This is a genomic window from Actinoplanes sp. NPDC026670, assembly GCF_040638175.1.
Classification (GTDB): domain Bacteria; phylum Actinomycetota; class Actinomycetes; order Mycobacteriales; family Micromonosporaceae; genus Actinoplanes.
Map to the genome: position 1 here is coordinate 115,890 of NZ_JBEZXU010000029.1, position 18,470 is coordinate 134,359.

An 18,470-nucleotide genomic window follows, 5' to 3' on the forward strand; every position below is an offset into this window, starting at 1 on the left:
CGCGGTGGGCGACGGCTGGCGGGGTGGTCAGGCGGGGGAGAGCTGGGCGGCCACGATCCGCCAGCCGGCCTCGGTGTCGAACGTCCAGGTGCGCGCGTACCGGAGCCGGGCCGCGAACGGCTCACCGTTGAAGGTTCCGGACACCGCGCACAGCGCGAACGTCGCCCCGGTGGTTCCGGCCACGAGAACCTCCAGGTCCTCTTCGATCAGGCTGTCGATCTTCGAGCTTCCCGAGCGGTACGCGTCCAGGTCGTCATCCTTGCGGAAACGGGTGCCGTCCGGCCCGATCGCGATCAGGCGGTCGTCGAGCAGACCGGCGAGCACATCCACGTCGCCGTCACGTTGCGCCTGCTGCAAGCGGTGCTCGGCGTCGAGCAGCCCGGCCTCGGTTGCGCTCACCGTAGCCTCCGTTCAGGTCGTTTCCGCTGGTCCGATGATGGCACCCTACCGCCCGGAACCCGCCACAAATGATCAAGTAGGCTGCGCGCCCGGAAGATCCACTGTCGACATTCCGTGGAGGAAAACGTGGCTGTCACCGCCGACCTGCAGAAGGTGCTGGACAAGGCGTACCAGGACAAGACCCTGGAGGAGATCCTGGACGCCCCGGTCGAGGCGCTGGCCGGTGTGAGCGAGTCCGGGGGCAAGCTGATCCGCGAGGCCCTCGGCGTCAAGACCATCGGTGAGCTGGGCCGCAACAAGTACTTCCGGGCCGCCCAGGCCCTCGCCGCCCTGGCCGACGCCAGCTGATCGGCGCGGTGGCAACCGAACGTCGAGGGAACCGTTTCGCTGATCTTGAGCAGGGTCACCGCCGGAATGAGCGAGTGGCGCAGCGCGTGCGCTTGACCACCGGAACGGTGGCGAGCCGGCCCGGATCGAGAACCTGAACCCGGCGAAGGTCTATCGCCACCGATAACGACCGGTGCACCGCCCTGCCGTCGGTCCTGACGGCAGGGCGCTGCCCGCTCCGGTCATCGGCTCGCGGCCTGGACGGGCCGGCGCTTGCCCCCGGACCGGGCCGGGCGGGCCGCCGACGGCCACCAGTTGGCCGGCCCGGCCAGGCGCATCAGGGCCGGGACCAGGATCGCGCGGATGACGGTGGCGTCGACCAGGATGGCCACCGCGGTGCCGACGCCGACCATCTGGAGATACATGACCTCGCCTGTCGCGTAGAGGGCGAACGACACGGCCAGGATCGTGCCCGCCGCGGTAACCAGCGGGGCGCTCCGTTGCAGGCCCTCCAGGACGGCGCGGGTGTTGTCGCCGGTGGCGTCGTAGCGCTCCTTGATGCGGGAGAGCAGGAACACCTCGTAGTCCATGGACAGGCCGTAGGCGACGCAGAACATCAGGATCGGGAACGCCGGGTCGAGCGTGCCGATCGGGGTGAAGCTGAGAACGCCGGCCAGGAAACCGTTCTGAAAGACCGTCACCAGGACGCCGAACATCACGGCCAGGCTCAGCAGGTTGAGGATCGTCGCCTTGACCGGGATGAGCAGGCTGCGCGACATCGCGAACAGCACCGCGAACGAGATGGCCAGCAGCACCGCCGCGACCAGCGGGATGCGCTCGGTGAGCATGGCCCGGAAGTCGGTCAGCTCGGCCGGATAGCCGCCGACCTGGACACCGCCGGGCGGCGCCGGGACCGCGCGGACCGCGGCGACCAGGGCGGGCGTGCCGGTGCCGGACAGCACCTCCCGGGTGGGCACGGCCTCCAGGCGTGTGCCGGTGATCCCGGCCGGGGCCGGACCGGTGCGAGCGCCGGCGACGAACACTCCGGCCGCCGAGTTGACCTGGGCGATCCCGGGCACCCGGGAGACCGCTGCGGCGTAGCCACCGGTGTCGGGTGAGGCGGTGACGATGTGCAGTGCGTCCTGCGGCTCGGTGGGCAGGACGTCGCGCATCACGTCATACGTCTGCCGGGTCGACGCGCTCGGCGGCAGCACCCGGTCGTCGGGCAGGCCCAGGCGCAGCCCGAGCGCCGGGGCGGCGAGGACACCGACGATCAGCAGGCCCAGGGCGGTGAACAGGACCGGGCGGCGCATGACGAGCCCGCCGGCACGGGTCCAGAAGCCGTCTTCCCGTGGGGGTGGTGGGTGGCGAAGCGCCCGTGGCCCGGGTGGTGGGCGGCGGCGCAGCGCGCGTGGGCCGAGGACCGCGAGAGCGGCGGGCAGGATGGTGAGCGTGCCGAGGACGGCCAGGATCACCACGAGGATGCCGGCGTAGGCGAACGAGCGCAGGAACGCGAACGGGAACAGCAGCAGCGCCGACAGTGAGGCGGCGACGGTCAGTCCGCTGAAGACGACTGTGCGGCCCGCGGTGCGCACCGTATCGAGGATCGCGGCCGGAACGGGCGCGCCCGCGGTGAGCTCCTCGCGGAAACGTGCGATGACGAAGAGGCTGTAGTCGATGCCGAGCCCGATGCCCATGACCAGCGTGATGTTGGCGGCGAAGGTGGCCACCTCGGTGACACCGGCCAGCAGCCGCAGCCCGGCGAGGGTGCCGATCACCGCGAACAGCCCGACGCCGAGGGTGAGCAGGGCCAGCCGGAACCGCCGGTAGAGGACGACCAGCAGCACGATCATGACCGGCACGATCAGGAGCTCGGCGCGCAGGAAGTCGCGGGTTGCCTGCTGGCTGACCTGGCTGGAGACCGCCTCGGCGCCGCCCACGGCGACCCGGATCAGGCCGGTGTCACGGGTGTAGGCGGGCAGGAGCCGCTCCCGGATGTGCAGGCGCGCGCTGGTGGCGTCGCCCGTGACGTGCGCCAGGATCAGCGCGTGCCGCCCGTCGGCGCTGCGCATCGTCGGGTCCTTGCCGCGAGACCAGTACGACCAGACGTCGAGCACCGCCTCCTCGCCGCGCAGCTCGGCCGCGACCGTCTGTGCGGCGGCGGCCACCGACGGGTCGTCGATCACGCCGCTGACCAGGAGCACGAGGTTGGCGTTGCCGGTGCCGTGATCGCGCTCGAGCAGCTCCTGAACCCGGACCGACTCGCTGCCGGGCGCCTCCCACCGGCTGAGCACGAGCACATTCATCGCACCGGCGGCGACGGCCGCGAGGCCGAGGGTCAGTAGGGCGGCGACCAGCAGGATCAGGCGTCGATGACGGAAGAGCACAGGACTCACCCCTGATAAGCTCCCGGTGAATACGAGCGGTCGCTCGTGAAACGAAAATACGAGCGACCGCTCGTAAAAGTCAAGGCGGTGCCTCTTGGTCAAACGGCAGGCGCGCGGCCGGCAGCGCATCGCGGAGATCCTGGACGCGGCCCTCGTCCAGTTCGCCGAGACCGGTTATGACAAGACGTCGACGAACGCCATCGCCGCCCGGGCCGGCATGTCGCCCGGCTCCCTCTACCAGTACTTTCCGAACAAGGAGGCGATCGCCGACGCGCTGTCCCAGCGGCTGCTCGACGAGCTGCGCGAGGCGCACGCGACCGCTTTCGACGACACCGCGGTGACCGAGCTGCCGCTGCCCGACCTGGTCTCCCGGGTGGTCGATCCGCTGGTCTTCTTCCACGTGGCCAACCCCGGCGCCAAGGTGCTGATCGGCGAGCGCGGCCAGCCGTTGCACACCGGTGTCACCGACCGGGTCGCGGCGCTGCTGCGGGCCAGGTCACCGGAGCTGCCCGACGACGACGTGCGGCGCAGCTCGACGGTCGCGGTGCAGATCGTGGCCGCGTTGATGGGCGGCATCGTGGCTGCTCCCGAGCCGGAGCGGGCCGCCCTGGTCCACGAGTTGAAAAGGGCGCTCACCGGATACCTCGGAACGCCGGCCGGCCTCTAAGCTGTCGCGGTGCTTCAGGCCGGTGCGCGACTCGGGAACCGTTACCTCCTCCAGCAGCGCCTCGGCGCGGGCGGGATGGGTGAGGTGTGGCTGGCCGTCGACGAGGTGCTGCGGCGCACCGTCGCGGTCAAGGTCATGCTGCCCGCGGTCGCCGACGATCCGGACTTCGCGAAACGGTTCGAGTCGGAGGCCACGTCGATGGCCCGGATCAACCACCCGGCTGTCGCCTCGATCCACGATTTCGGCCGTGACCAGGGTAATCACTACCTGGTGATGGAGTTCGTCGACGGCGAGTCGCTGGCGCAGCGGCTGACCCGGGAGGGGCGGATCGCCCCCGAGGAGACGATGCGGCTGATCGAGCAGGCCGCCATCGGGTTGCAGGCGGTCCACGACGAGGGCCTGGTGCACCGCGACATCAAACCGGCCAATCTGCTGGTCCGCCGCAACGGGTCGGTGGTCATCACCGACTTCGGCATCGCCCGGCACGAGGCCGCCAGCCGTCTCACGGTTTCCGGCGCCATTCTCGGTACGCCCACCTACCTCTCACCCGAGCAGGTGCGCGGTGAGCCGGCCGGCGCCCTCAGCGACGTGTACTCGCTGGGTCTGGTCGCCTACGAGTGCCTGGCCGGGGAGAGGCCGTTCGTCGGGGACAGCCCGTATGCGGTGGCGCTCCAGCGTCTTCAGGAGGGCCCACGGACGATCAAGGTCGACCTCCCGGTTCCGGTCCAGGCGGCCGTCGAGCGGGCGCTGGCGATCGAGCCACGGGACCGCTGGCCGTCGGCCGCCGCGTTCGGGGCCGCCGCTCGTGATTCGGTGCTGGTGGCCGTACCGAAGCCGGCTCTGGCACCGCCGACCGCGAAGCCGGCGGCGAACCGCCTGCCGGTGCTGGTCGCCGCGCTGTCCGTGGTTCTTCTCGCCGTGGCCGGGGTGCTGGCCTGGGGTCTGCTGTCGAAGGACGACAAGGGCGAGGCCACGATGCAGGTGCCGTCGACGTCGTCGTCTGCGGCGGCGAAGCAGGGCCAGGATTGGGAGCCGCAGGGTTTCGTGTCGTGCGGCGACGCCTACTGCCCGGTGGAGCCGATGTGCTGGGGCGGCCTGGTTGCGAACAGCGGCGTCGCGGTGGCGCCGCGCCCGGTGGACTGTGCCGAGCCGCACTATTGGGAGACGTTCCGGGCGGTGGCGATGCCGGCCGGCGGGGTGCGGATCTCCGACGCGGATCCGCTGATCGAGCGGTCCGGGATCGCCGAGGCGTGTTCGGCGCAGGCGATGACGTCGCGCAGCAGCGAACCGACCAAGACCCGTAAGTGGCAGCGTGACGTGTGGCCGATCCCGGTCGGCGCCGACACCATGCTGCACTGCATCGCGAGCGCGCCGGGCGGCGAGTCGACGGGCGGCTACTTCCGCCAGCCGTGACTCCGGCGATGCGGGTCAGATGGGCAGAGCGGCCTTCATCTCCACCGGCTCGTCCGCGGCCGGCTGGGGCGCGGCGGGCTCGGCCGGAATCGACGCGATCCCGGCGAGGATCAGCACCCCACCGGCCATCTGCAACGGCGTGAGCTGCTCACCCACCACGATCCAGGCGAGGATCGAGGCGAACACGACCTCCAGCAGGCCGACGAACGACGCCAGCCGCGACCCGAGCCGCCCGGATCCGAAGATGCCGGTCGCGTACGCCACCGCGGTCCCGAAGAACGCCACCACCATGAGCGGAACCCACCACGGCACGACCGACCCGAGCAGCGGAACCGTGCCGAACCGCATCTCCAGCGGCACGATCCCGGCGAGCCCGGCCAGCCCGAGGGTGAGCCCGCCGAGCAGCAGCCCGGTCCCGGCGAGCGCGACCGGCGGCAGCCCGTCGGCGGGCCGGGCGGCGACGACGAAGTAGACCGCGCACCCGACCGCCGCGGCGAACGCGAGCGCCACCCCGACCGGGTCGACTGCTCCGAGCGCGCCGGGGCCGATCACCAGCACGAGACCGCCGATGGCCAGCACCGATCCGACCAGGACCATCGGCCGGGGCACCCGCCGGGTGGTCACCGCGACCCAGATGACCAGCAGCAGCGGTGCCAGATACTCGACGAGCAGGGCCGTCGACACCGGAATCAGCCGGATCGCCGCGAAGTAGGTGAGCTGCGTGAACGCGACCGCGATGACACCCATCCCGGCGATCCGCCAGCGGCCCCGCCACAGCGCGTCCCACCGGCCGCGCAGCGAGAACAGCACGAGCGGCAGCAGCAGGAGCCCGGCCACGATCGCGCGGGCGGTGACCGCGGCGGCCGGCGACCAGCCTGCTTCGAGCAGCGGTTTGATGAACGCGCCGGAGGTGGCGAAGGTGGCGGCGGAGGTGACCGCGGCGGCCAGCCCGACGATCTGCGGCGATTTCACGACGACCCCCAGTGATGGGCTAAATTGCTTATACCCCTGACGCTAGGTCGCCCTGGATAAGGAGTCAAATTGCTTTTTGCCCCTGACACAGAGGAGGCGCTGCACTTCGTCGTGGACCTCGCCAACACCACGCCCAGCGCCTCCCGCTCCGGCGCGGACGAGCTCACCACGCTCGCTCAACTCGATGCCCTGCTCGTCGCCTATTCCGGCCGCAAGGACCGCGACCAGGCCGAACTCGACGCCGTCCGGGAGACCCGCGACCTGCTGCGCGAGGTGTGGACACTGGACCGCGACGACGCCGTCGAGGCGGTCAACCGGATGCTGCGCGAAGCCCGGGCTGTGCCCTATCTCACCCGCCACGACGGCTCCGACTGGCACCTCCACGCCACCGAGTCCGACGCGCCGCTGGCCGAGCGCATCCGGGTGGAGGCCGCGATGGCCCTGATCGACGTGATCCGCATGGACGAGACCGGCCGCCTCCGCGTCTGCGACGCCGACGACTGCGACGGCCTCTTCCTCGACCTCTCCCGAAACGGCTCGAAACGCTTCTGCTCGGTCCGCTGCGGCAATCGGGTCAACATGGCGGCCTTCAGAGCAAGAAAACCCTGATTCGGTACGGCTACCAAAGGCGGCGTGGCTGTCCCCGCGACGCAGGCGAAGGTCCAGCCCGACAACGCGCCCGCCGGGCTTATGCGGTGAAGACGTCGTTGGTAGTGCCAGCACTACCAACGAAGCTAGCGCCTGCCGTATCCACAACGGACCGCCCGCTGCCTAACGTCGACACCATGACGACGACGCAGATCGAACCGGTTCTCACCCCCGCCCCGGTCGCCCGTGTCCTGCCCCGGCTGGCCGCCGACACGCGCTACGTCCTGACCGGCCTCCCGATGGCACTGGCCGCGGTTCTCGTCTGCGTCACTGCGCTGTCGGTCGGCCTCGGGCTGGCCGTGCTCTGGGTCGGAGTGCCACTCAGTTTCTTCGCTCTGATGCAGGCCCGCGGCTTCGCGACCGCGGAGCGGGAGCGGATCGCGCCGGTCCTGGAGCGCGAGGTCCCAGCGCCCGCCTACCGGTCGGCCGGTGCACCGACCCTCCCGGCGAGGCTGTTCGCCGTGGTGGCCGACCGGCAGACCTGGCGCGACCTGGCGCACGCCGCGCTGCGCTGGATCCCGAGTTCGATCGCGTTCACCGTGGTCGCCGTCTGGTGGACGGCGGTCCTCGGTGGCCTGACCTGGGTGTTGTGGGGCTGGTCGCTGCCGGCCGACAGCAAGGAGGTGCCCGAGCTGCTCGGCTTCGGCGGCGCCTACCTGACGAGTGCCGCCTTCTACGGCGTCCTGGCAGTGGCGTTCCTGGTCACTCTGCCGGCGGTGGCGCGGCGGGCGGCGCTGTTCGAGGCCCGGTTCGCTGAGCGGCTGCTAGCCGGTGACTGAGCAGCCGTCGTTCCGCCTCGGTGGGCGCCAGTTCCAGCGCACGACGCCAGCTGCCGGCCGCCTCGTCGTCACGGCCGGCCCGGCGCAGCAGGTCAGCGCGGGTGGCGTGCAGCAGGTGATATCCGTCCAGCCCGTCGATGGCGTCGACGAGTTCGAGCCCGGCCTGTGGTCCGGCCGCCATCGCGACGGCGACGGCCCGGTTCAGGTCCACGACGGGCCCCGGCGCGACCCGTCGCAGGTGTTCGTAGAGTCCGGCGATCTGTGGCCAGTCGGTGGCGTCCGTTCCGTTCGCGGTGGCATGGCAGACCGCGATGGCCGCCTGCAACTGGAACGGCCCGGCCTTCCCACGGCGCAGAGCCCGTTCGCAGATCTCGGCGCCCTCGTCGATCTGTTTGCGGTCCCAGCGGGCCCGGTCCTGTTCGTCCAGGGTGAGCAGGGTTCCGTCGGCGCTGGTCCGGGCCGCGCGGCGGGCGTCCTGCACCAGCATCAGCGCGAGCAGTCCCAGTGCCTCCGGCTCGTCGGGCATCAGTTCGGTCAGGGTCCGCCCGATCCGGATCGCCTCCCGGCACAGTTCCCCGGCGCCCGAGTATCCCTCGTTGAACAGCAGGTAGAGCACATGCAGCACCGCCGACAGCCGTTCCGGCAGCAGGTGGCCCGGCGGCACCCGGAACGGGATGCCCGCCTGTTTGATCCGCTGCTTGGCCCGGAAGATCCGCTGGCCCATCGTCTTCTCCGGCACCAGGAAAGCCCGGGCGATCTCGGCCGTGCTCATCCCGGCGACACCACGCAGGGTCAGCGCGACCTGGGCCTCCACGTTGAGCGCCGGATGGCAGCAGGTGAACATGAGTTCCAGCCGGTCGTCGGGGATCTCCGCGTCCACCGTCCACGGCGCCGGTTCCATGGCCACCTCCCGCAGCTTCTCCCGTTCCACCGCGGCCCGGCGCACCCGGTCGATCGCGGCACGCCGGGCCACCGTGGTGAGCCAGGCGAGCGGCTGGTCGGGTGTCCCGTCCGCCGGCCACACCCGCAGCGCGGTCGCGAACGCCTCCTGGGCGCACTCCTCCGCGAGACTCCAGTCCCCGGTGAGCCGGATCATCGTGGCGACGATCCGGCTCCACCCGTCGGCGTAGACCGCGGCGATCTCGCTACTCATCGCCCCAGGGCCACACCGGCCGCAGCTCGATCGCTCCGGCCCAGGCCATCGGGTGCTTCGACGCCACCTCGATCGCCTGGTCCAGGTCGTCGCACTCGAGCACGTCGAAACCGGCGATGACGTCCTTCGTCTCGGTGAACGGCCCGTCGGTGACCAGCACCTCCCGGTTCCGCACGCGGACGGTGGTGGCGGCGCTCGACGGCCGGGTCCGGTCACCCATCAGCCGGATCCCCTTGCCGTCCATCTCACCGGCCCAGTCGTCGACGTCCGGCTTGCCGTCGTCCTCGCCCGGCGTGAAATCCGGGTCGACGCACACCAGCATCAGGTACTTCATCCTCGTTCTCCTCTCTTCACGAACACCCCCATGACGAACGAGCCCCCACGGTTTCTACCGGACTCCCTAAGATTTTTTGAGTGACCGAGGTGACCGTGCGACAGATGACCCCGACCGAGTTCGACAGGTGGCAGCACGATCTCGCCACCGACTATGCCGGAGAGCAGGTCACGGCCGGTAACTGGCCGGCCGAGGGCGCCTACGAGCGGGCCCGCGAGGAGACTGCGGCACGCCTTCCGCAAGGCCCGGCCACCGACGGCATGCTGACCTTGATCGGCACTGTCGACGGTGAGCCGGTCGGCCGGCTGTGGATCGGGCTGGCCCATCCGCGTGGCGTGCCGGACTGTGCTTTCCTCTACGACATCGAGGTGGCCGCCGAGCATCGGGGCCGCGGTCTCGGCCGGGGACTGCTCACGGCGGGCGAGGCGGCGGCCCGTGATCGCGGGGCGCACGCGCTGGAGCTCAACGTCTTCGGGGCGAACCCGACCGCCAACGACCTCTACCGGACCTCCGGCTACCAGGCCGTCACCCAGCAGATGCGCAAGGACCTGCTGCGGACGGCTCCTCGGTTCGTGCCGTCGCCGGCCTACGAGCAGGCCGCGTTCACCGGCGACCCGGGCGGGCTGGCCGGAGCCGATCGTCGTCTGTCCGTTCAGGAGGCGGAGATCTGCCTGAGCCGGGCGAAACTGGCGCACGCCCGGTTCCTCACCGGTTCCGGCGACCACGACGAGGAGTTGCCGCTGCTGGACCGGGCGGTCGCCCTGTTCCGGCAGGCCGGAGACGTGACCGGGGAGGCCGAGGCGCTCGGCTGGACAGGCATCTTCCACCAGGTGGTGCGGAAGGACGACACCGAGGCGGTGCCGTTCCTCCGGCAGGCCGCCGAGCGCGGCGACCCGTTGACGCGTTCCTTCGCCCTGCGGCACCTGGGGGTCGCCGAGCACCGGGCCGGGCATCTGACGGCCGCGCGTGAGCTGCTGGAGGAGTCGACGGCGCTGCGCCGTGAGCACGGTTTCCCGGTCGGCATCGCGGCGAACCTGGTCGGCCTGATCTACATCGCGGCGGCCGAGGGCCGCGACACCGCCGACATGATCACCGAGGCGCGGGCGCTGGCGACGGCGGCCGGCGCGACGTCGATCCTGGCCGAGGTGGAGGAGGCCGCTCAGGCGACGTCGTAACCGTCCTCCAGGTAGGCGCAGACCCCGGCGGCGCGGGCGCGCATCGCCGCGGCGACGCGACGCGCCAGCACCGGCGAGAGCCTTTCGGCTGCTTCCGGCCCGGTGCACCAGGCCCATCCGCACAGTTCGGCGGCGGGCAGCCGGATGGCGTCACCGTCCGCGACGGTCCCACCATCAAAGATCAACATCAATCCTTCGGTACGGTCATCGCGCGGCCCGATCCAGTCGACGACCAGCAGGCGCCCGACGGCGACGGAGAGTCCCAGTTCCTCCCGGACCTCACGCTCCGCCGCGGCGCGGGGCGATTCGTCGGCCTCCACCGATCCGCCGGGCACCTCCCAGTCCGGTTTGTACGTCGGCTCGACCAGCAGAACCCGCCCCCACTCGTCACCGAAGAGCACTCCGGCACCCATCCGCTTGCGCGGCAACGTGGCAGTCCAGTCGCTTGTGCTCACCCGTAGAGGCTAACCAACCGCCCGCCCGTCACCGCCCGGCGCACGTGTCGACAGCCGCATCCCTCACACAGCCGTCGCTCACCACTGGAATGGCGTGCGCCTTACCGGGGTGGGCGACGGCTGGTGGTCTCGGCCGTCGTTCAGCACTGGAATGGCGTGCGCTTTACCGGGGTGGGCGACGGCTGGTGGTCTCGGCCGTCGTTCAGCACTGGAATGGCGTGCGCTTTACCAGGGTGGGCGACGGCTGGTGGTCTCGGCCGTCGGTCAGCGCTGGAATGGCGTGCGCTTTACCGTCGTGGGCGACGGCTGGTGGTCTCGGGCGTGGTCAGTCGAGCCAGATGTTGTCGTGTTTCAGGTAGAACTCGGTCCGTTCGGTTTCGGTCATCTCGTCGACGTGGGCGATTCCCTCGAAATAGCTTTCGCGGGGGGCTCCGGGGGAGAAGTGCAGCAGCATCGACACCGGGGCGCCGGACCGGTTCTTGAAGCCGTGAATGCCACCGATCGGCACGTGCACCCAGTCGCCCGGTTCGGCCTCGATCCACTTGTCGCCGTTGTAGATGTTCATGACGCCGGACAGGATGTAGAACGACTCGCTGATCGTACGGTGGAAATGGGGGTTCGGGCCGGTCACGCCCGGGCCGCACTCCCACCGGTAGAGGCCGAAGAGACCGCCCGTGGACGCCCCCGTGGCCAGGTGGTGCACTCTGGTGCCGTTGTTCGGGTAGACGAACTCGGGCGGTGTGCCCGCGGGCCGGAAGAGAGCCGTCTTCTCACCGGTGACCCCGTGGTACCGCGGTGGTGGATAAGTCATGAATCAATGTCTACCCGAAAGTCAGGACCGGTTTGACGACCTTTCCGGCAGCGGCGTCCTGTGCGGCCGACTCGATGGCCTCGAACGGGTATTCGGTGATCAGTTTCTCCACCGGGAGCCGTCCGAGCCGGTGCAGGTCGACCAGTTGCGGCAGGAACACGGCCGGGGTGGCGTCGCCCTCGATGACACCCCGGATACGCAGGCCGTTGTACATCACGGTCATGATGTCGAATTCGGCTTTCGTGCCGAGCCCGACCAGCGCGAGGGTGCCGCGGCGGCGCAGCAGGCCGAGAGCCTGAGCGATCACGTCGGGCCGGCCGGTGGTGTCGATGGCGTGGTGCGCGGCCCGGGGTTCGGTGCCGGTCGCGCCGAGTTCGACGGCCAGGTCACGGCGCGCCGCGACCGGGTCGACGGCGATCACCTCGCAGCCCAGCGAGACGGCGGCCATCACCGCGGACAGGCCGACGCTGCCGGCGCCGAAGACGACAATCGTTTCGCCGGGGGAGGGGCGCAGCACGTTGAGGACGGTTCCGGCGCCGGTCTGGACGCTGCAACCGAGCGGCGCGGCTACCGTGGGTGACAGTGCATGCGGTACCCGTACCACATTGGTCTGATCGGCCAGCAGATGTGTCGCAAAGCTGGACTGGCCGAAAAAGCTGCCGAAGACTTTGTCTTCGCCGCTGGTCAGCGGCGTGCTGCCATCGGCGCGCGTGCCGCGCATGTTGAGATCGCTGAGCAGGCAGTACGCCGGATGGCCGCCCCGGCACAGTTCGCACTGCCCGCAACTGCGGTAACTCACCGCAACCGCATCGCCGACGGTGACCGTGGTGACGGCGTCGCCGACGGCCTCGACCACGCCGGCGCCCTCGTGACCGAAGACCATCGGGGACATCCGGGCCGGCCAGCGGCGTCGCATGCTGAGGTCGGTGTGGCAGATGCCGGCCGCGGTGACTCGGATCAGCACCTCGTCGGCGCGTGGCGATTCGAGCTCGAGGTCACGGAGAGTGAACGGCCCGCCGGCCGTTTCGACGAGTGCCGCCCGGATGCGCACGGGTCAGTCCCGTTCGAGGACGAAGTAGTAGTGCCGGCCGTCGTCGAGGACGCCCTTGCCGTTCATGACGCCGAGCAGGGTGTCGTCGTCGACGCGTTTGAAGTGGTCGAGGACCGGTTGTCCGTCGTAGACCATGGTCGCGGTCGCCTCGCCGCGGAACTCGACGGTCCACAGGCCGGCGCCGCCCTTGGCGCGTTCCACGTCGTCGAACAGGTTGCCGTCGTCGTCGCGGCAGACCAGCGGGGCGACTTCGGTGCATGAGGTGAAGCGTTTGCCGTACCAGCGGATCTTCGGAAGGTAACCCTCGAAACGGTGACCGCTGACGAACTCGCTGCCGCGCCAGGATCCGAGGATCTCGTACGGGCCGACCGTCGGCAGCGCGGCCCAGAGATCGTCGAGTTCGTCGATCGTGGTCTTGCCGCCGGCGGCGCGGATGTCGGCGATGCGGGTGCGAGCGGTTTCGGCGTCCATACCAACCCCTCTTATTGGCGTTCCGCCAATATAGGGCGACGGTGACCAAGAGCGCTACGGGATGATCGCGGTCGAGAACCTCCCGTCGATCGCGCGCAAGGCCTAGTTCTGCTTCAGATGGATCGACTCGGTCTCCGGCGTGCGACGACCAGCGCACACAATGCGGCAACGTGCGATTCCATCCTCGCCGGAGCGATGGCGGGCGCACACGGACGGCACAACGTGTGCTCCCTTCCCCGTCGGAGCGAAGCAGGCGCACACGATCGGCGAACGTGTGCGCTGACCATCGCTGCGGCCGGCAGACCCGGCCGTCGGCGGTCCGTTCCCGGCATCGCCTCTGGGTGCGCGTCCACGGCCATGGGGCCTCACGGTGATCTCGCGAAGTTCGTTGGGGATGTCGCTGACCAGGACGAATGCGAGATTCACTTCGACTGCGGCCCTGACTGGCAACGTCGCTACCCAAACTGGCGAAATGTCGAGGGAGGTTCAGGAGTTGTCCAACTTCTTCGAGCGGCGCGTTTCCGCGTACCAGATAGGGGTCTCCGGAAGCGTCACCTTCGACGACGACTTCTAGAAACAGTGAGCGGCCGCCTCCTGTTTTTTCAGGGGCGGCCGCTTGCTGATCCACTGCTCAGACCGTGACCGTCTCGGTCGGCCGGGTGGCCGGCTCGGCGGTAGCCGGAGCCGTCCGGCGGCCGGTACGCAGGGCGCTGGCCAGGCAGAGCAGCGCGCCGAAGACGAGCCAGCCGGCCAGGACGACGACCGGGTGGGTCGCGGCGGCGCCGTCGAAAAAGGCGGTCGAGCGCAGCAGCGAACCACCGGCGCCCGGCGGCAGCAGCTGGCCGAGCTCGCCGGACCAGCCGGGCAGCATCTGCGGGGCCGACGACACACCCGACAGCGGGTTGCCGACCAGCATCATCGTGGCCGCGCCCAGACCCAGCCCGGCCACCCCGAGCAGCGACTCCAGGCCGAGCAGGGTGAGCGCGGTGGCGCCGATGCTCAGCGCGATCGCGCCGGCGTTGGCGAGGTAGTCACCGTTCAGCGAACCCAGCCAGAACTGGAGGATCGCGGCCATCGCCAGCCCGCCGGCGACCGCGAAGGCCAGCGCCCCGGTCACTCGCTGAGCAGTGCCACGGAGGCGGGCGGTGAGCAGAGCGGCGGCCATGATCCCGCCGATCACCAGCGGGAGGGCGCCGGCGGCCAGCCCGGCGCCGCGCGGGTCGTCGGCGGGCAGCGGCACCAGATCACGCGCCGCGACCGCCGGAGTCTCCCCCTGGGCCAGGCCGGCGGCCAGGGCGGTCAGGGTCTGCGACACCGGAGCGCTCGCCGCCGACGCGGTGATGACCTGCGGCTTTCCGCTGGTCAGATCGATAGCGCCGTACGCCTCCCGGTCGCGGATCAACTGCTCGGCCGCTGCCGTGGTGTCGACCGCGGTGATCTCGAAGGCGTCCGGCAGGCGCTGTTCGAGGGCGGCGGTGACCTGCTGGACGGCCGGAGCGGGACCGGCCACGGCGATCGGGATGTCGTGCACCGTGGATCGGACCGCCGGCCAGGCGAACGCGGTGAGCAGCACGCTGATGATGACCGTGAGCAGCCCGACCGTCGCGGCTACCTGCGGCCAGGACGACGGTTTGTCGCTGGTCATAATCGACTCCTAGTTTTAAGAGAACGGTTGTTCGTTTTCGAGAGTCCTCGGGTCGGCTGGGTTTGTCAAGAACGATCGTTCGTTCTAACTTGGGATGCATGCCACGCGTCACCGAGTCACACCGTGCCGAGCGCCGGGCCGAGATCCTCGCGGCGGCCGCCCGGCTCTTCGCCGACAACGGTTTCCACGCCACCTCGATGGCCGGGATCATCGCCGGTTCGGGGCTGTCGGCCGGCGCCGTCTACAGCTATTTCCGCAGCAAGGAGGAGCTGATCGGGGCGGTCGCCGAGCTTGCCATGTCGACTGCTGACGAGGTGTTCGGCGGGTTGCTCGCGAAGGACGCGACACCCTCGCCGGCCGAAGTGACCACCGCCATGGTCGAGGCCGTCACCGACCGGTTCATCGAGGATTCCGTCATCGGGGTCGACATGACGCGTCTGGCCGTACAGGTGTGGGCTGAGGCTCTTCGCAACCCGGACGTCCTCGCCCGCGTCTCGCACGTCGTGATCCGGCTGCGCGGGCACTGCGCGGAGGTGGCCCGGCGCTGGCAGGCCGCCGGAAATCTGTCCGATTCGGCGACTCCGGACCAGGTCGGCGCGGCCATGCTCAGCCTCGTGCAGGGCTACATCCTGCAGCGACTGCTCATGCCGGAGACGGATGCGCCCTACTATGTGGCCGGGATTGACGCACTGCTCTCGGGGAAGCCGCTCTCGTGATACCGGTCTGGTTGCTCGACGTCGACGGCGTGATCAACGCGTTCCGTGCCGGGTGGTGGCATACCCGGCCCAGCCTGGTGCAGGTCTGGTCCACGGCTGACGCCTACGACTACCGGATCCGGTACGAGCCGCGCCTCATCGATGTCATCCGCGAGGTTCACGCACGAGGGCTGGCCGAGGTCACCTGGTGCACCACCTGGTGCAGTGATGCCGGCGCTCTTGAAGAGGCTTTCGGGCTGCCCGTTCTGCCTCGGGCCTTCGAGGAGCCGGTCAAAGGGGCTGACGCCTGCGCGGCCAAGATCGCTGCGGCCCGGCGAGTTGTCGCTGAGGGGAGGCTGCTGGTCTGGACCGATGACGTCGAGGTCGGGCATCACGCGGGTGAGTGTGCGGCCTGGGCGGAGCAAGGGAAGGCGCTGGTCATCGCGCCTGATGAGAGTCGTGGGCTGCGGCCCGGTCATGTGCGGCGGATCCAGGCCTACCTTGCCGGTGAGCCGGTGCCGCCTCTCCGGTCTCTTCGGCCGCTTTAGTCTCTTCGGCCTCTTCAATCTCGCCCGCTTCTTCGGTCTGCTTCGTCTCTTCGGTCTGCTTCGTCTCTTCGGTCTGCTTCGTCTCTTCGGTCTGCTTCGTCTCTTCGGTCTGCTTCGTCTCTTCGGTGTCCTTCGTCTCTTCGGTGTCCTTCGCCTCTTCGGTGTCCTTCGCCTCTTCGGCCGTTCTGAAGCCGCCATTTTTGTCAGACCCTGGCCGTACCCTTCGGGCATGGTCAATCGTTCACCGGAAACCTTTGCTGATCGTGGCGCCTTCGACTCGGCGGTGGAGCTGGCTCGGGGTGCTGCCCAGGCGTATTACGACACCGGCGACGCGGTGATGACCGACGCGGAGTATGACGAGCTGGCCGACCGGATCGCGGCGTCGGTGGCCGAGCACCCGGAGTGGGACGACCGTGGCATCACCACCGCAGTGGCCGCGGGGGCCTCTGCCGGCGGCGACGTGCGGCACCCGACGGCGATGCTCTCCCTCGACAAGATAAAGACGCCGGAGGAGGTGGAGGAGTTCGTCGCCACCCTCGGCGGCGACGCCTGCCTGGTCGAGGTCAAGCTCGACGGCCTCGCCATCCGCGCTGAGTATGCCGACGGCAGACTGACGCTCGCGGCGCTGCGCGGAGACGGCGCCACCGGTGAGGATGTGACCGCCCAGGTGCGGCGCGGCATCGCCGGGCTGCCGGCTGAGCTGGGCACGTCCTGGAGCGGTGAGGTGCGCGGCGAGGTCTATATGACAGTCGATGACTTCGAGGCGGCCAGCGCCAACCGGGTCGCCGCCGGGGGCAAGGCGTTCGTCAACTCGCGGGGCGCGGTCGCCGGGGCGATCCGCAGCATCGATCGGGCCTATGACGCGCCGATGACGTTCGCCACCTACGAGATCACCGGCGATGGCGTGGACCCGGCCGGCACCCACCTCGGGCGGATGGACCGGGCCGAGGAGCTGGGCTTTCCGGCCGCCTGCCGGCTGATTCCCGAGGTCGCCGGCGAGTGCTTCACCGCTGAGCAGGTCAACGCGGCGATCGAGGTCATCGGCGGGCGGCGGGCCAGCCTGGTGTTCCCGATCGACGGCGCGGTCATCAAGGCCAACGCCGAGGCGACCCGCCGGCGGCTGGGGCTCGCCAGCCGGACCCCGTATTGGGCGGTCGCCTTCAAGTACCCACCGGACACCGCCTCCACCTACCTGCGTGAGATCGAGGTCCGGGTCGGGCGGACCGGGCGGATCAGTCTGCGGGCCATCATCGACCCGGTCGTCGTCGGCGGCACCACGGTCACCAAGGCCACCCTGCACAACCCGCAATGGGTCGCTGAGCAGGGGCTGGCCCTCGGGCAGAAAGTCGCGGTGTGGCGGGCCGGTGACGTCATCCCCCGGGTGACCTCGCCGATCGGCGACCAGCCACACGGCCTCACCCCGTGGGTTGCGCCCGAGGTGTGCCCGCAGTGCGGCGAGGCGTGGGACAAGTCGAGCCTGCTCTGGCGGTGTCACACGGCCTCGTGCGCGGCGGCCAACGCGTTGGCGTATTGGTGCAGTCGCGAAGCCCTCGACGTCGACGGGGCCGGTGATTCGTTCTGTGACGCGGTGATCGAGGCCGGTCTGGCCCGTAACGTCGCCGACCTCTATGCGCTGAGCGTCGACGACATCGCCGAGCTGCCGGTCGGCAAGACAGTCGCCGGTGGCACGGTGATGCTCGGCCGGTCCAATGCCGAGCGGATCGTCGCCGGGCTGGCGGCCAGCAAGCAGCAGCCGTTCAACCGGGTCGTCACCGGCCTCGGCATCCGGATGACCGGCCGTAGTGTCGGCCGCTGGCTGGCGGCCCGGTTCAAGTCGATGCCCGCTCTGCGAGCGGCCTCGGTCGAGGAGATCGCCGAGATCGACAAGATGGGGCTGATCAAGGCTCAGCATGTGGTCGACGGGCTGGTCGCGATGGGCGAGGTCATCGATCGTCTCACCGAGTTCGGGCTGACGATGGAGGTCGTCGACGACGGTGGCGCCAAGCCGCTGGCCGGGCAGACCTATGTGGTGTCAGGTTCGGTTCCGGGGTACACCCGGACCACTGTCAGCGAACGAATCGAGGCTCTCGGCGGGTCGGCCAGCAGCAGTGTCTCGGCCAAGACCACTGCTCTCGTCACGTCGGAGACGACTACCAGCAAGGCCAAGAAGGCGGCTCAGCTCGGCATTCCCGTCATCGAGCCGGAGGAGTTCGCTCGCATGCTCGCGTGAGGTTCCGTGCGCCGGGTCTGCCGGCCTGACGCTCTTGCGCTGGCTCTGCTTGCCTGACGGTCTTGCGTTGGGGCCGCTGGCCTGACGGTCTTGCGCCGGGTCTGCTTGCCTGACGGTCTCGCGTTGGGGCCGCTGGCCTGACGGTCTTGCGCTGCTGTTTGACGTTCTTGTGTTGGCTCTGCTTGACGCTCCTGTGCCGGCTCTGCTCGGGTGAGGAGTCTTCTGCGTGGTGGTGTGGTGGGGTGGTTGTCGATTCCTCGTGTGGGTGGTTTGAGGTGTCGCGGTCGGGTGACGGGGTGGGCGTTGGGTG

19 protein-coding genes are annotated in these 18,470 nt (G+C 70.0%); 9 read left to right on the forward strand and 10 right to left on the reverse strand.

Going from position 1 to position 18,470, the window contains the following annotated elements:
- Nucleotides 1-27: 27 nt before the first annotated feature.
- Nucleotides 28-399 (reverse strand): nuclear transport factor 2 family protein, encoded by a 372-nt coding sequence (locus tag AB0E94_RS27180; protein ID WP_360331247.1) that lies wholly within the window; start codon nt 397-399, stop codon nt 28-30.
- Nucleotides 400-525: 126 nt separating this feature from the next.
- On the opposite strand from AB0E94_RS27180, the gene AB0E94_RS27185 reads away from it, so the two are divergent.
- Nucleotides 526-747 (forward strand): hypothetical protein, encoded by a 222-nt coding sequence (locus AB0E94_RS27185; RefSeq protein WP_360331250.1) that lies wholly within the window; start codon nt 526-528, stop codon nt 745-747.
- A 221-nt stretch (nt 748-968) separates the two neighbouring features.
- On the opposite strand, the gene AB0E94_RS27190 is transcribed toward AB0E94_RS27185, so the two are convergent.
- On the reverse strand, nt 969-3,122 hold the full coding sequence (locus AB0E94_RS27190) for an MMPL family transporter (RefSeq protein WP_360331252.1): 2,154 nt from the start codon (nt 3,120-3,122) through the stop codon (nt 969-971).
- An 85-nt stretch (nt 3,123-3,207) separates the two neighbouring features.
- Here AB0E94_RS27190 and AB0E94_RS27195 point away from each other — a divergent pair, with 85 nt between their 5' ends.
- Complete coding sequence (locus AB0E94_RS27195; protein ID WP_360331255.1) at nt 3,208-3,780, forward strand: TetR/AcrR family transcriptional regulator; 573 nt, start codon at nt 3,208-3,210, stop codon at nt 3,778-3,780.
- Between the two features lie 9 nt (nt 3,781-3,789).
- Nucleotides 3,790-5,193, forward strand: coding sequence for a protein kinase (locus AB0E94_RS27200; protein WP_360331257.1), 1,404 nt, complete (start codon nt 3,790-3,792; stop codon nt 5,191-5,193).
- A gap of 15 nt (nt 5,194-5,208) precedes the next feature.
- Here AB0E94_RS27200 and AB0E94_RS27205 read toward each other — a convergent pair whose 3' ends face one another.
- Nucleotides 5,209-6,165 carry a DMT family transporter gene (locus AB0E94_RS27205; RefSeq protein ID WP_360331260.1) on the reverse strand — a complete coding sequence of 319 codons (957 nt, stop codon included), beginning with the start codon at nt 6,163-6,165 and terminating at the stop codon, nt 5,209-5,211.
- A gap of 69 nt (nt 6,166-6,234) precedes the next feature.
- On the opposite strand from AB0E94_RS27205, the gene AB0E94_RS27210 reads away from it, so the two are divergent.
- Together AB0E94_RS27210 and AB0E94_RS27215 are read left to right on the forward strand one after the other, a co-directional pair.
- Entirely contained in the window at nt 6,235-6,774 is a 540-nt protein-coding gene (locus tag AB0E94_RS27210; RefSeq protein ID WP_360331263.1) for a CGNR zinc finger domain-containing protein, read from the forward strand.
- 176 nt (nt 6,775-6,950) lie between these two features.
- On the forward strand, nt 6,951-7,592 hold the full coding sequence (locus AB0E94_RS27215; RefSeq protein ID WP_360331266.1) for a sensor domain-containing protein: 642 nt from the start codon (nt 6,951-6,953) through the stop codon (nt 7,590-7,592).
- Here the strand turns inward: AB0E94_RS27215 and AB0E94_RS27220 are convergent.
- Complete coding sequence (locus AB0E94_RS27220) at nt 7,516-8,745, reverse strand: RNA polymerase sigma factor (protein ID WP_360331269.1); 1,230 nt, start codon at nt 8,743-8,745, stop codon at nt 7,516-7,518. The genes AB0E94_RS27215 and AB0E94_RS27220 overlap by 77 nt on opposite strands.
- The gene (locus AB0E94_RS27225) at nt 8,738-9,079 is read right to left on the reverse strand and encodes a YciI family protein (protein WP_360331271.1); all 342 of its coding nucleotides are present in this window, start codon (nt 9,077-9,079) and stop codon (nt 8,738-8,740) included. The genes AB0E94_RS27220 and AB0E94_RS27225 overlap by 8 nt, the downstream gene beginning before the upstream one ends.
- A gap of 80 nt (nt 9,080-9,159) precedes the next feature.
- Here AB0E94_RS27225 and AB0E94_RS27230 point away from each other — a divergent pair, with 80 nt between their 5' ends.
- A complete protein-coding gene (locus tag AB0E94_RS27230; RefSeq protein ID WP_360331273.1) occupies nt 9,160-10,254 on the forward strand; it encodes a GNAT family N-acetyltransferase in 1,095 nt (364 codons plus the stop codon).
- On the opposite strand, the gene AB0E94_RS27235 is transcribed toward AB0E94_RS27230, so the two are convergent.
- The 5 genes from AB0E94_RS27235 to AB0E94_RS27255 form a co-directional block, all read right to left on the reverse strand.
- Complete coding sequence (locus tag AB0E94_RS27235; RefSeq protein WP_360331275.1) at nt 10,239-10,709, reverse strand: NUDIX hydrolase; 471 nt, start codon at nt 10,707-10,709, stop codon at nt 10,239-10,241. The genes AB0E94_RS27230 and AB0E94_RS27235 overlap by 16 nt on opposite strands.
- 325 nt (nt 10,710-11,034) lie before the next feature.
- On the reverse strand, nt 11,035-11,520 hold the full coding sequence (locus AB0E94_RS27240) for a cupin domain-containing protein (RefSeq protein WP_360331278.1): 486 nt from the start codon (nt 11,518-11,520) through the stop codon (nt 11,035-11,037).
- A gap of 10 nt (nt 11,521-11,530) precedes the next feature.
- Nucleotides 11,531-12,571, reverse strand: a complete 1,041-nt coding sequence (locus tag AB0E94_RS27245; RefSeq protein WP_360331281.1) for an NAD(P)-dependent alcohol dehydrogenase — start codon at nt 12,569-12,571, stop codon at nt 11,531-11,533.
- Nucleotides 12,572-12,574: 3 nt separating this feature from the next.
- Entirely contained in the window at nt 12,575-13,042 is a 468-nt protein-coding gene (locus AB0E94_RS27250) for a DUF4334 domain-containing protein (protein WP_360331283.1), read from the reverse strand.
- Nucleotides 13,043-13,673: 631 nt separating this feature from the next.
- Complete coding sequence (locus tag AB0E94_RS27255; protein ID WP_360331286.1) at nt 13,674-14,687, reverse strand: hypothetical protein; 1,014 nt, start codon at nt 14,685-14,687, stop codon at nt 13,674-13,676.
- 98 nt (nt 14,688-14,785) lie between these two features.
- On the opposite strand from AB0E94_RS27255, the gene AB0E94_RS27260 reads away from it, so the two are divergent.
- From AB0E94_RS27260 to ligA, 3 genes are all read left to right on the forward strand, one after another.
- Nucleotides 14,786-15,403, forward strand: a complete 618-nt coding sequence (locus AB0E94_RS27260; protein WP_360331289.1) for a TetR/AcrR family transcriptional regulator — start codon at nt 14,786-14,788, stop codon at nt 15,401-15,403.
- Nucleotides 15,400-15,930, forward strand: a complete 531-nt coding sequence (locus AB0E94_RS27265) for a hypothetical protein (protein WP_360331292.1) — start codon at nt 15,400-15,402, stop codon at nt 15,928-15,930. The genes AB0E94_RS27260 and AB0E94_RS27265 overlap by 4 nt, the downstream gene beginning before the upstream one ends.
- Before the next feature lie 229 nt (nt 15,931-16,159).
- Nucleotides 16,160-18,160, forward strand: coding sequence for an NAD-dependent DNA ligase LigA (gene ligA / locus AB0E94_RS27270; RefSeq protein WP_360331295.1), 2,001 nt, complete (start codon nt 16,160-16,162; stop codon nt 18,158-18,160).
- The last annotated feature ends 310 nt before the right edge of the window (nt 18,161-18,470 follow it).

Excerpts from the sequence above, each read along its gene's own strand:
- ligA (WP_360331295.1), top strand. The coding sequence starts at position 16,160 with ATGGTCAATCGTTCACCGGAAACCTTTGCTGATCGTGGCGCCTTCGAC.
- AB0E94_RS27255 (WP_360331286.1), bottom strand. The coding sequence starts at position 14,687 with ATGACCAGCGACAAACCGTCGTCCTGGCCGCAGGTAGCCGCGACGGTC.
- AB0E94_RS27250 (WP_360331283.1), bottom strand. The coding sequence starts at position 13,042 with ATGGACGCCGAAACCGCTCGCACCCGCATCGCCGACATCCGCGCCGCC.
- AB0E94_RS27215 (WP_360331266.1), top strand. The coding sequence starts at position 6,951 with ATGACGACGACGCAGATCGAACCGGTTCTCACCCCCGCCCCGGTCGCC.
- AB0E94_RS27240 (WP_360331278.1), bottom strand. The coding sequence starts at position 11,520 with ATGACTTATCCACCACCGCGGTACCACGGGGTCACCGGTGAGAAGACG.
- AB0E94_RS27220 (WP_360331269.1), bottom strand. The coding sequence starts at position 8,745 with ATGAGTAGCGAGATCGCCGCGGTCTACGCCGACGGGTGGAGCCGGATC.
- AB0E94_RS27225 (WP_360331271.1), bottom strand. The coding sequence starts at position 9,079 with ATGAAGTACCTGATGCTGGTGTGCGTCGACCCGGATTTCACGCCGGGC.
- AB0E94_RS27260 (WP_360331289.1), top strand. The coding sequence starts at position 14,786 with ATGCCACGCGTCACCGAGTCACACCGTGCCGAGCGCCGGGCCGAGATC.